Here is a 12,673-nt window from a genome sequence, read left to right as displayed (position 1 = left end):
CTTTAATCTCGAAGTCATTCACTTAATAGGTGATCCAAAAACATTGGGAGGTAGTGTCCTAGCAGTGTTACCCCTTACATCTACTCGTACTCGATAAGTAGGAGCTAATCCTTTTGCCTGATGATAAACACGCAATTGAGTAGCTAGACTTACTGCACTGCATTTTTTTAGCACACTTGCAACAGCTTTAGCACCTGCAATTTCCACTTCAACAAGTGGAGCAGATGCTTCTGGCATATGAATGCCTTTAAGGGCTTTCTCATATATGCTGTATTGCCTATGTATTTTACCATGTTCATTAGTTGCAGTTGGTGTTGCACCTTCAACACATACTACTAAACCCGCACCTTCACTTATTGCATTTGGTAAAGAATTTCTACCTGTCCCTGTTCTAGTACCTAATCTAAAGCATCTATCTGGAACAACATGGTGCCCAGTTTTTCCTAGAGGTTTACATGTATCCGGAGAATATGGCCTTAAGATACATGGGTCATCTAAATTCTTATCCTTGGTTCTTTGTTGATCTGGAATTCTTTCTCTCTGATTATGAGTTGTTGACGTAGATCTTCCTGATTGTACATTTACATCATATCTTCCAGTGGGAATATTTGATCCATTCGCACCAGCCATACCCAATTGAGGCTGAGGTAGTAGTTCTTGAAATTTTCTTTGTACATCATCACAAAGATCCTTAATGTATTTCTTTATCGCATTCTTTGCATTAGTAATCTCAACTTTGAACTTTTCCAAAGCTGATTTCAAACTACCGCGAACTTTATTGATGAAACCGTTAATAGCTTGAATTAAACGATCAATACATTTATTTAATGCATTTAAAGCTGTTTCTCCCATTTTTTGCCATGGTTTAGATCTGAGCCATGCTTCAGGGGCATTGTTCCAAGGGCTTTTTATTTTTAGCTTTTTGAAAGCACTTTCGAAGCCTTCCATAAGCTTTATAATGCTTAGTTTATTCGCTCCTTTAACTTTTACAGCTTTTACAATCGTTTTTATAGCTGAACCAATTTCAGGAATAACTCCAAATGCAGTGAGAGCGAGTGCTTTATAGTTATCCGATGTTTTCCCATTTTCTTTTGAAAGATCAATTAGATTCGCTATCAAATCTCTAACATCACAAACTTGATCAACCACAGGAATCATACTGATTAAGCCACTTACAATGATTTGTGACATCGTAGGATTTTTATTGAAATCACCCTTTAACATTCCCCAAATCCAACTACTTTTATCAATTACAGCCACAGCCATATTATGATTAGTTACACTCTCATTAATCGCTGCCTGACCTTGGTAAAAGAATATTTTTTCCCACCAAGGCATGTTTGGGTCAGGCTTACTCGTATTGTACTCTTTGTATGTAAGATAGTTAGCAGGATTATCTTGAATATGCTGTGCTAGTTTTTCTGCGCCATACCAAAATTGCTGTTGGACGTCATTAGATCTGCTAGCAATTTTGTTCCAAAAGGCTTGATTTTGAGGGTTCTCTGTTGACATTTTAGTCTCTAATTTTCATTCTTTTGGGATGTTTCTAATTCTTGTTGGTGAAACCAATCATCAATTTCATGAGGAGGAAAATCATCTACAGACTGATCTTCTCCATATTGAATTTTGGCTCTACCAGCTGGAACAGCTTTAACAACAGCTTTGCCTTTATCGTCCAATTTACCTTTTCTTCGACTTCCATCTGAAAGCAAAACTTCAAAATCAGCGCCTTTTACAGGTGTGCCATCACTATGTAAATATTCTAGAACTAAGTCGTCCTTTTTGATTTCAGTGAGAGGTAAATGTGGTAAAACATAATTTGTTTTACTTCCCCCCACAAACAAATGCTGTCCCGCCTTAACCTCAAACTTTCCACTAGTTGTTGCAAAGACTCCAGAACTATTAATCTTAAGTTCCGAACCATCAGCGATTAATTTAATTTCTTTAGGGCTTGTAATGTAAATGGCATCTTCAGTTGAAATGATCTGTACACCTTTACGTGCTATCAAATCAGCCCCATCTGCTTGAGCCTGTATTTCAACTTTGCCTTTACCTGCATAGAATTTCGCACCGTCCTGTGCGGCAAACAAACTGATTTTACTTTGTGCATGTGCAAGTAAATTCTTTTGGGTACTAAAATTAATACTGTCCCCTGCACTGTGACCAATTTGACCATCTGCTGAAAGGTGAACATCTTCATTTGTAGTCAGAGCAATCGAATGGGGGGAGGTCAATATCATTAAAGCTTGTTTAAATGCTTTTGCCTTCGCCTCACTTTCTTGTTCAATTTGTTCAATAAACTCTTTTAGATTATCCAGTATTTCTAATGGATCGGTTTGTTGATTTTTAGCAACTTCACTTAAAGCTTTTGAATTACTTAGACTAGATTCGAATTGTGATTTCGTTTCAGAAGCATCAAGATGATGACCATTTGCTGAATCTTGTCGATAGGTAGAAAGTAATAAACCCTGTTTAGCTCTGAGTGCTCCCCACTGGTCAGTACGCAGTTCAAAACCTTCACCTCGCCCTTCACTCGTGTCCGTTTCTTTAGGATGACTCAAATTCCCTAAATTCAGTTGTGTCACACCATGACTACTTTGTAGCTGGGTACTGATCTGACCCGTCGTGTCATCAAAGCGTAGTTGCCCAAAGCCTTCTCCTTGATACTCTTTTGATCTTATTCCTGCCAGTTTTTTGGTATCAGGCAGTTTGCCTGTATTGTCAAATTTGCTTGGATGACGTTGTGCTTCATGGATGCGCCCCACGACAAAGGGTCTGTCGATATTGCCATCAAAGAAGTCGATAACCACGATTTCACCAATACGCGGTAAGAAGCGTGCACCATAACCTTCACCGGCCCAAGGTGTGAGCACATCAACCCAAGCTGAATCTGTGTCATTGTCATTTGAACCTGCACCGCCATCGTGAGTATTGTCTTCACTACGCGTGAACAGGAAACGGACTTTAATACGCCCCCATTCATCCACGTGAATTTCTTCACCACTTGGTCCAACCACTTTCGCACGTTGTGGCGATGCAATAGGGCGTTGTCGCAGCGGATTGTACTCTGGAACAATACTGATATTACGTCGTTGTAAGACGAGGTGATTGGCTTGGCGTTCTTCTTTATTATTTGTTGTAATTTCAACCTGTTGCCAATTGGTTTGTTTCAGCAAAGCTGTGATTTGATCGGTCAAATCTTTAGGTAAATTATTCTGATTATAGAATTTTTTGGATGTGATTAAGAATTCTCTGTCTGAACCACTATGCTGATCAATTTCAGGATGCTCGTTGAGTTCAAACCAGTAACCCACTTGTGCATCTCGTACGGTCGAGGTAGCCATAAATTGCTTGGCTTGTAAGTCGTAATAGTGACCAAGATTTTGATTAAACTTTTCAATCTGACTATTGCCTGATTTGGTCGTTCCATCTTCACCTTTAAGGTCTTGTATCCATGCAGGTGAGAAATGCCACGCCTGCTCTAAACCTAGACTGGCGTTGTCTTGATTATCACTATGTTTGCTTTGAACTGAACCCGCACCTTCTTCTATTTCTAAAGCATTTGCTTGCCAACGTTGAATATGGACAGATGTTGGTTGTATAGAACGCTGTCCGACAAAATTTGTAATCGAATCACTGCTTTCTACAGCACTGCTACGATGGAAGCGAATATTCTGACGCTCTAAACTTTGATATTGAGCGTTGTCATCAATCAGTCTAAGTTTTTGTGGCTGAATGGGTTCACTTGAACTGGACACTTTGAGCTGAGATTCATCAATAAGCCAGTTAATCCCCTCTGAAGAGAGCAGCCTTTGGATAAACTCACTATCCAATTCATTCGCTTGCATAATGAATGGGCGCACATCATATTCTTTGCTTAAACCACTTTTATCCAAAATCAAACTTGAAGCAAATAAGGGACTACGTTGCTGCCACTCGGCAAAAATGGTTTGAACCACATCAACAACAGACTTCGCCATGAAAACTCTAGAATTACGTCGATGCTTCCATAAAGCTGTCGGGTCTTCCACGGTTAAACGATATATAGTTAAAGCGCCATCGCTTGCCCCCACATCCGCCTTGGTGATGATGCCTGAAATACGATTGAGTTCTGATTTATCAGTGACAATATCGACAGCCACCTGACTACCAATAAATTGCTTTAACGGAATATGAGCGGAGGTAGATAAGCAAAGGAGCTGTAACGCTATACCTGCATTCAGCTCATGCGTTCCATCTATGCGCTGAAGGAATACTTGTTCGTTAAGCGAGGTATTGCTGAACTGAATATGTATGGCACGTTTTTGTGCAGTAAGTCCAAGTTGCTCTATTGCAGCATAAATATTATTGGGCATCGTTATTATTAAATTTTAAGTTGTGGCTGATTGTACAAAAGTCTCAAAAAATTTCTTTAATTTTTTGTAACTTTAATAAAATTTTTAAATTTCAGAACCTTTTTTCAATAAATAACCGATCCATCTGTAAGTTTCTATTTTTCTAGTTTTGATATTATCCCACCCATATTCAGCTTAACCCAATTCATTCCTTTATCCACTCTAGAAATATTAAAGTTTTTCAGTTAATACCAGACCACTAAAATTTTATTTTTTTCATACTGGTTTGCAATTTACTCAAACTTCATTTAACCCGCTAACAATTACAGCCTTCTACATAACCCGCAATTCTTGAAGCTGTTGCTTATCAGGATAATATAAGCCACTCCCCCATAGATGATACAGTAGGCTACTACCAATAGCTTATACATAGTAGCAATTGATCTGCTATCGACAGACAGTTTAGATCATCACCTTATGCAGGATAAATACAAGTTAAGTACATCAATTATTATTCGAAAAAAAGACCCAGTTATTCACGACAGATGTTTGAATTGAGATCCAGGCTGCTTATGTATATCAATATATGGCATAGAATTAATTACACAGGAAAGTTGAGAAAATCTGAATACAAAATTATAAAAATAATAGTTTATTATAAGTCATACGTGTGATTTATTGATTATCTCTGAAAATTTCAACGGTTGTATTGGTCAAGAGTTAAATGAAACTTGCAACTTTCCAGATTTGGTATAGCTAAAATTACATTAAGTTATACATAAAAATTAAAAACTGAGTGTGTATATTTTCTTTGAATCATCCTATTTTAGAATATGTTTTAACCTCAATTCTTTTGGCTTTAATTCACATAAAAAACGAATATGATTTAAACCCTACTTTTAAATAGTTTAACGTCAAACCACCCAAGGCTTGATCATAAAAAGCACCATTAGCTCCCCTATGCGCTTGTTTTGGTGCAACTCTAAAACACTTAGAATCACTCAATTAAACTATTTTTTTATTCTCAACAAATTGATTTATAACAATTATAACCAAAGATAAATCAAATTGATTAGATTGGCATAGATTCTGCATTTTTGTATTCCATCATGTATACAAGTTGGAATGCAAAAAATGAGTCAGAACAAATGCATTGGCTGGACACTTCAAGAATGGCAAACCGCTTATCTCAACCAAGATATTCATCTTGAAGATTTAATCGACTATGTAGCGCAATTACCACAACCTGATCATGCATGGATTTCAATTGCTACGACAGAAATACTGTCCCAACAAATTGAAGCCTTAAAGCAAAAAGTAGATCAAGCCACAGAGCTCAGCAAAGAATTACCTTTATATGGTATTCCATTTGCAGTGAAAGATAACATCGACGTTGCTGGTTTTGTCACCACGGCCGCATGCAAAGCCCTGACAACTGTTGCTACACAAGATGCAGAAACCATTCGCCTGCTTAAAAATGCAGGGGCCATTGTTGTAGGAAAAACCAATTTAGACCAATTCGCAACGGGGCTTGTCGGGACACGCTCTCCCTTTGGCGCAGTCAGCAACACGTTTAATGCTGACTATGTCAGTGGTGGCTCTAGCTCTGGTTCAGCCAGTGTTGTTGCTCGTGGCTTGGTACCCTTTGCACTCGGAACAGATACTGCAGGCTCTGGCCGTGTTCCTGCTGCATTTAACAATATTATTGGACTAAAACCGACTAAAGGTCGTTTTTCAAATCGTGGGCTACTCCCCGCCTGTAAAAGTTTGGACTGTATTTCGATTTTCGCATTAACGGTAACAGACGCCGACACCATTGCCCAAACGGTAGAACACTACGATGCGATAGATAGCTATTCACGCCAGCATCCAAAGACTGCACCTGCAAAACTCTCGGCTAAACCACATTTTGCTATTCCCCAAAAACTGGAATTCTTTGGAGATGACCAAGCTAAGTATGCCTTTCAACTGGCTCTAGAACAGTTAAAAGTTCTCGGGGCTGAAATTACTGAAATTGATTTTTCAGCGTTTGAACAATTGGCAGCCCAACTCTATCAAGGCTCATGGGTGGCAGAACGTACGGCGGCGGTTGCCGAATTATTGGCTCAGCAGCCCGAGGTTTTCGATCCGACAGTGCGCACAATCATTCAAAAAGGTCATGATTTTAGTGCAGTTGATGCCTATAACGCAGAGTACTTAAAGCAAGACTTAAGCCGAAAAATTCAAGACACTTTAGTCCAATTTGATGCATTGATTGTTCCCACCTCCCCAACCATTCACACCCTTTCTGAAATGGAACAGTCACCGATTAGCCTGAACTCTGAGTTTGGGACTTATACCAATTTTACCAACCTCGCCAATTTAAGTGCCCTCGCCCTACCTGCGGGTTTCCGCACTGACGGTTTACCTTTCGGTATCAGCCTAATTGCACCTGCATGGTATGACCAAGCCCTGATTGAATTTGGGAAAATTTGGCAGACGCATTTGAACTTAAAGCTGGGTGCCTTAGACCGATATGCATCTATTCCAAAGCTACAGAACACAGTCTCTCCACATCATATCCGTGTTGCGGTGGTTGGCGCACACCTGACAGGAATGCCGTTGAACTTCCAATTGCTCACACGTGATGCTGTGCTTGTAGAAACCACGCATACCGCTGAGCACTATGCCCTGTTTGCACTGAATGGCACGATCCCGCCTAAACCCGGTCTAGCCCGAGTCGATGAACACGGTCAGCAAATCATTGTTGAACTGTGGGATGTACCCACCGCACGCTTTGGAGAGTTTGTCGCAGAGATTCCGACACCACTGGGCATGGGCAATGTCGAACTGGCAGACGGTCGATGGGTTAAAGGTTTCATTTGTGAACCTTATGGCTTAAACGATGCCGAAAATATCAGTCATTTTGGTGGTTGGCGTGCCTATATCCAGCACCGTAACAATTCAAAAGTAGAACAAGCTTAGTCAAATTTAGGAATTTTAAAATGTTTAAAACTGTATTGATTGCAAACCGTGGCGAAATTGCCATACGTGCAATTCGCACTTTAAAAAAACTGGGGATGACCAGTGTAGCGGTATATTCAGACAGTGACCGTTACGCACAACATGTCAAAGACGCGGACATTGCCATTGCTTTAGACGGCTTAAAACCATCCGACACTTATTTAAGCATTGAAAAACTGATTCAAGCCGCACAAAAAACGGGGGCTGAAGCTATTTTCCCAGGCTATGGCTTTTTATCAGAAAGTGCTGAATTTGCAGAGGCTTGTGAGAAAAATAATATTGCCTTTATGGGGCCAACCGCGACACAAATTTTAGAGTTTGGTTTAAAACACCGTGCGCGTGAACTGGCGGCGGCGGCACAGGTTCCTATGACACCGGGTACAGGCTTACTTGAAAGCTTAGATGAGGCAATTTCTGCGGCTACAGAGATTGGTTACCCCATCATGCTGAAAAGCACCGCAGGCGGCGGTGGTATTGGTCTCACCCGCTGTGATAACGAACAAGCCTTAGTTGAAGCTTATGAAAGCGTCAAACGTTTAGGTGCACAATTTTTCAAAGATTCAGGCGTATTTTTAGAGCGTTTTGTTGACCGTGCGCGCCATGTCGAAGTTCAAATCTTTGGTGATGGTCAAGGTCAAGTGGTTGCATTGGGCGAACGCGACTGTTCATTGCAACGTCGTAACCAAAAGGTAGTGGAAGAAACCCCTGCGGCTCATCTGCCCGAAGCCACACGTCAGAAACTACACCAAGCAGCAGTTGAACTCGGCAAATCGGTCAATTACCGCAGCGCAGGTACGGTCGAATTTATTTATGATGCTGCGCGCGATGAATTTTACTTCCTTGAGGTTAATACCCGCCTACAAGTGGAACACCCTGTCACTGAGATGGTGACGGGTTTAGACTTAGTTGAATGCATGCTTAAAGTCGCTGCGGGCGATGCACTGGATTGGACTGCACTTAGCAATATCCAACCGCAAGGTGCGGCGATTGAAGTGCGTATTTATGCAGAAGATCCAGTTAAAAACTTCCAGCCCAGCCCAGGTGTACTGACTGAGGTTTCATTTCCAGAAGACTGCCGCGTCGATACTTGGGTCTCAACAGGAACAGAAATTTCGCAATATTTTGACCCGATGATTGCCAAAATCATCGTACATGCTGACACCCGTGCACAAGCCATTGAGCAACTAAAAAGTGTGCTCTCTCAAACTCGTTTAAATGGTATCAGCACCAATTTAGACTATGCACATAGCGTGATCTCTGATGAACGCTTTGCACAAATGCAAATCTGGACACGCTTGCTAGACAACTTTGACTACGTACCGAATGTGATTGAAGTACTCCAAGCTGGCACGCAAAGCTCAATTCAGGACTTTCCGGGACGTGTTGGCTATTGGGATATCGGTGTACCACCATCGGGTCCTATGGATGACTATGCTTTTCAATTGGCCAATCAAATTGTAGGGAATGATGCTAGCGCAGCAGGTTTTGAGTTCACCCTGCAAGGCCCAAGCCTCAAGTTCCACCAAGACAGTGTGATTGCACTGACAGGTGCGCCATGCCCTGCGCAACTCGATGATAAGCCCGTGACCTTTTGGCAGCCGATTCACATTTGCGCAGGTCAAGTACTCAGCTTAGGACAAGTCGAATCTGGTTGCCGTAGCTATTTAGCCGTTCGTCATGGACTCGATGTCCCCCTATATTTGGGCAGTCGTTCGACTTTTGCTTTAGGTAACTTTGGCGGGCATGCAGGACGCGTGCTTCGTGCAGGTGACATGATCAAACTCGTCAACACAACCCATCCAAATAGCGATACACCTTTAGCCACGCAAGAACCACAGGCTCTATCTCCTGCACTGATTCCAAGCTATGGCAAAGAATGGAAAATTGGGGTGCTGTATGGACCACATGGTGCACCTGACTTTTTTAAACCCGAATATATTGAAGAGTTTTTTGCATCCGAATGGACCGTACACTTTAACTCCAACCGTTTAGGCATCCGACTGTCAGGGCCAACACCAAGCTGGGCACGTGAAAATGGCGGTGAAGCAGGACTCCACCCATCCAATGTCCATGACTGCGAATATGCTATTGGTGCGATTAACTTCACAGGTGACTTCCCAGTAATCCTCGCCAAAGATGGGCCAAGTCTAGGGGGCTTCGTTTGCCCTGTAACCATTGCCAAAGCTGAACTTTGGAAAGTGGGTCAGCTTAAAGCCGATGATAAAATCAGCTTTTATCCTTTAACTGTTGAACAAGCCAATGCCTTAGAACAACAACAAATTGAACGGATCGAAAACTTTGCCGACGCGGCCCTTAATTCTGAGCTGCCAAGCAGTGACATTCTACCATCCGCAATTCTTGCCAGCTTAGAGGCAACTGACATGTCTCCACGCACGGTATACCGCCAAGCGGGTGACAGCTATATATTACTGGAGTACGGTGACAACGTTTTAGACTTGGCGCTACGCTTACGCGTTCATCAGCTCATGCAACTCATTCGCGCAGCCAATATTAAAGGCATATTGGAACTGTCGCCTGGTGTACGCTCGCTGCAAATCAAATACGATGGACTCACGCTTCCACAGCATCAATTGATCGAATTTCTACTCAAGCTTGAACAGCAAATGGGAGATTTAAGCCAAATTAAGATCCCGTCACGGATCATTCATCTCCCAATGGCATTTGAAGACAGTGCAACTTTAGGTGCTGTAGAACGCTATCAAGAAAGTGTCTGTGCCAAAGCACCTTGGCTACCAAACAATGTCGATTTTATTCAACGCATCAATGGTTTAAACAGCCGAGAGCAAGTCAAAGAAATTATTTTCAATGCCCATTACCTCATTTTAGGCCTTGGTGATGTTTATCTCACCGCGCCCTGTGCAGTGCCGATTGACCCACGCCATCGCCTGTTAAGTTCAAAATACAACCCGGCACGTACCTTTACCGCTGAAGGTACCGTAGGCATTGGCGGGATGTATATGTGTATCTACGGTATGGATTCGCCAGGTGGCTACCAATTGGTTGGGCGCACCCTCCCCATTTGGAATAAGTTTAAAAAGAACAAACAGTTTGGCGACAAACAATGGTTCTTAAACTTCTTTGATCAAATCAAATACTTCCCCGTATCTGAGTCAGAGTTAGAGCAATGGCGTGCCGACTTTGAAAATGGTCAAACACAAATTCAAATTGAAGACACTGAATTTGACTATGCCGCGTATTTACAGCTGCTTGAAGATGAAAAAGACAGCATTGCCGAGTTTAGAGCACAGCAACAACAGGCTTTTAGTGCTGAAGTGGGCTTATGGAAAGAAAGTGTGGATCATCAAGAACACCTGTTTGCAGAAGTACATGATGAGACCGACTACAGCGCCTATGCAGCGCTACATGCTTCGATGACAGGTAATATTTGGAAAATATTAGTGGAACAAGGTCAGATTGTGAAAAAAGGTGAAACCATTGCTATTATTGAAGCCATGAAAATGGAATTACCGGTGTACGCTGCGGATGATGGTACTGTCAAAGCCATTATTTGTCGGGCTGGACAAACCGTTCATAGCGGTGAACCTTTGGTTTATATGGAATAGTACATGCCCAATATGACACGTGCAGGTTCAAGTTCAGACAATTTGTCTGAACTTGTTTACCAGCAAATAAAGAACGATATTTTTGATTTCAAATTGATGCCGGGTGAACGTTTTACCGAATCCGAAATCGCCCTGAACTATCAGGTCAGCCGCACGCCTGCACGGCAAGCACTATATCGACTGCAACAAGAAGGCTATGTAGAGGTGGCATTTCGTAGTGGCTGGACTGTCCGTCCGTTGAACTTGCAATACTACGATGAGCTGTATGAGCTACGCATTATGATTGAGCAGTATGCAATTCGAAAGTTATGCAGCAGTGCATCTCAGCCGTCGAAGGAAATGAAACACTTGCACAAGACTTGGATGGTTGCACCTGAGCAGTATCTGTCAAGTTTAAAAGCCATGGCGAAAATTGATGAAGATTTTCACTGTGCATTGGTTCGTGCCATTGGCAATCAAGAAATGATCAAAATTCACCAAGAAGTCAGTGAAAAAATTCGCATTATTCGTCGCCTCGATTTTTCAAAAACAGATCGAATTGAAGCCACCTATGCGGAGCATCAAGCCATTTTGAATTATATAGCACAGCAACAGACGGAGCTTGCCGTTGAAAAGATCAGTGCTCACATTCAACAAAGTCGAGATGAGGTAAAAAAAATTACCTTAGGTATGCTTAGTCAGCATGCTGTTATGAAAGCAAGTCGCTAAGCACTCGATCAGCATTCCACTCTCAAATAAAAAAGGCGCTTCATGCGCCTTTTCTTAAACCTTTGGACTTAAGCCGGAATACGCAGGACTTGGCCTGGGAAAATATCATCTGCATCTTTCAACAACGGACGATTGGCCTCAAAAATTTTATTGTATTGGTTGGCATCACCATAAAATGTTTTGGAAATTTTCGATAAGTTATCCCCCGATTTAACCGTGTAGAACTTACTTTCAGGTTCAGGGCTAGCCACAGTGAGTTGATCATCGACTTGTGCCACATGGTCAATATTACCGACAGCTAAAACAATCTTTTCTTTATCTGCTTGAGTCTGAACTTGCCCTTTCACGGTCGCCAAATCCGTGGTGGAGTTATAGCTGACTGAAAGTCCCGTCACAGGTAAGCCCAATGCTTTGATATGACCCAACAACTTGTTGGCAATTTCTTGAGCAGATGGCTCTGCTGGAGTAGTTGGTGCGGCTTGAGGCTCGGCTGCTGCTGTGTTTTTCTTACCAATGCCTTTAACAAAATCAAAAAGACCCATGTGTATGCTCCATCTTGTTATATCGGTGTTGTTATATTGAATGCTCAAAAATGAGACACCCTTTTTTATACCCAAAAAACACAACAGATTTGGTAGCGAATGGTCACCTTAAGGTAAAGCTTTGTAAGTAACCCGAGTAAATAGCAGATTTTAAAGGTGAGTTAGGCGCTTTGTATTTTTTTGGGGAGGCATAAAAAAGCCACCCAAGTGGGTGGCTTTTCCATTCAGCAAAGCTGAAACAATATGTATTAACCTAGTTTCTTAGAAACGTAGTCAATCGCAGATTGTACAGTTGTGATTTCGTTAGAATCTTCATCTGGGATTGTGATGTCAAAGTCGTTTTCGAAAGACATAACAAGCTCAACAAGGTCTAAAGAGTCAGCACCTAAGTCATCCATGAAAGATGCTTCGTTTTTGATTTCTTCAGCCTTAAGACCAAGTTGTTCTGCAACTGCTTGCTTGATGCGTTGTTCGATATCGCTCACAGGAATTCTCCTCATTG

General features: G+C 41.8%; 7 protein-coding genes. 3 read left to right on the top strand and 4 right to left on the bottom strand.

All coding sequences use genetic code 11. The features are described 5' to 3' along the window. Positions 1-18 precede the first annotated feature (18 nt). A complete protein-coding gene (locus RR876_RS03845; RefSeq protein ID WP_332476658.1) occupies positions 19-1,512 on the bottom strand; it encodes a hypothetical protein in 1,494 nt (497 codons plus the stop codon). An 8-nt stretch (positions 1,513-1,520) separates the two neighbouring features. Further along, positions 1,521-4,355, bottom strand: coding sequence for a type VI secretion system Vgr family protein (locus tag RR876_RS03840; protein WP_332481824.1), 2,835 nt, complete (start codon positions 4,353-4,355; stop codon positions 1,521-1,523). Between the two features lie 1,113 nt (positions 4,356-5,468). Here RR876_RS03840 and atzF point away from each other — a divergent pair. From atzF to RR876_RS03825, 3 genes are read left to right on the top strand one after another with little or no spacing between them, the layout of a single operon-like run. Beyond that, positions 5,469-7,298: an allophanate hydrolase gene (gene atzF, locus RR876_RS03835; RefSeq protein WP_332476660.1), complete on the top strand. Its 1,830-nt coding sequence runs from the start codon at positions 5,469-5,471 to the stop codon at positions 7,296-7,298. 20 nt (positions 7,299-7,318) lie between these two features. Then, positions 7,319-10,921 carry an urea carboxylase gene (gene uca, locus RR876_RS03830; protein WP_332476661.1) on the top strand — a complete coding sequence of 1,201 codons (3,603 nt, stop codon included), beginning with the start codon at positions 7,319-7,321 and terminating at the stop codon, positions 10,919-10,921. 3 nt (positions 10,922-10,924) lie between these two features. Further along, positions 10,925-11,629 carry a GntR family transcriptional regulator gene (locus RR876_RS03825; protein WP_332476662.1) on the top strand — a complete coding sequence of 235 codons (705 nt, stop codon included), beginning with the start codon at positions 10,925-10,927 and terminating at the stop codon, positions 11,627-11,629. Positions 11,630-11,697: 68 nt separating this feature from the next. Here RR876_RS03825 and lysM read toward each other — a convergent pair whose 3' ends face one another. Continuing rightward, positions 11,698-12,171: a peptidoglycan-binding protein LysM gene (lysM, locus tag RR876_RS03820; protein WP_332476663.1), complete on the bottom strand. Its 474-nt coding sequence runs from the start codon at positions 12,169-12,171 to the stop codon at positions 11,698-11,700. 248 nt (positions 12,172-12,419) lie between these two features. After that, on the bottom strand, positions 12,420-12,656 hold the full coding sequence (gene acpP, locus RR876_RS03815) for an acyl carrier protein (RefSeq protein ID WP_004695351.1): 237 nt from the start codon (positions 12,654-12,656) through the stop codon (positions 12,420-12,422). Between the last annotated feature and the right edge of the window lie 17 nt (positions 12,657-12,673).

The organism is Acinetobacter sp., from assembly GCF_036666595.1.
Classification (GTDB): Bacteria; Pseudomonadota; Gammaproteobacteria; order Pseudomonadales; family Moraxellaceae; genus Acinetobacter.
Note: the sequence above shows the minus strand (reverse complement) of the source record. Positions and strands in the feature narration are given on the sequence as shown.

What these genes read in the sequence shown, in the direction of transcription:
- RR876_RS03845 (WP_332476658.1), bottom strand. Translation starts at nt 1,512, where the DNA reads ATGTCAACAGAGAACCCTCAAAATCAAGCCTTTTGGAACAAAATTGCT.
- RR876_RS03840 (WP_332481824.1), bottom strand. Translation starts at nt 4,355, where the DNA reads ATGCCCAATAATATTTATGCTGCAATAGAGCAACTTGGACTTACTGCA.
- atzF (WP_332476660.1), top strand. Translation starts at nt 5,469, where the DNA reads ATGAGTCAGAACAAATGCATTGGCTGGACACTTCAAGAATGGCAAACC.
- uca (WP_332476661.1), top strand. Translation starts at nt 7,319, where the DNA reads ATGTTTAAAACTGTATTGATTGCAAACCGTGGCGAAATTGCCATACGT.
- RR876_RS03825 (WP_332476662.1), top strand. Translation starts at nt 10,925, where the DNA reads ATGCCCAATATGACACGTGCAGGTTCAAGTTCAGACAATTTGTCTGAA.
- lysM (WP_332476663.1), bottom strand. Translation starts at nt 12,171, where the DNA reads ATGGGTCTTTTTGATTTTGTTAAAGGCATTGGTAAGAAAAACACAGCA.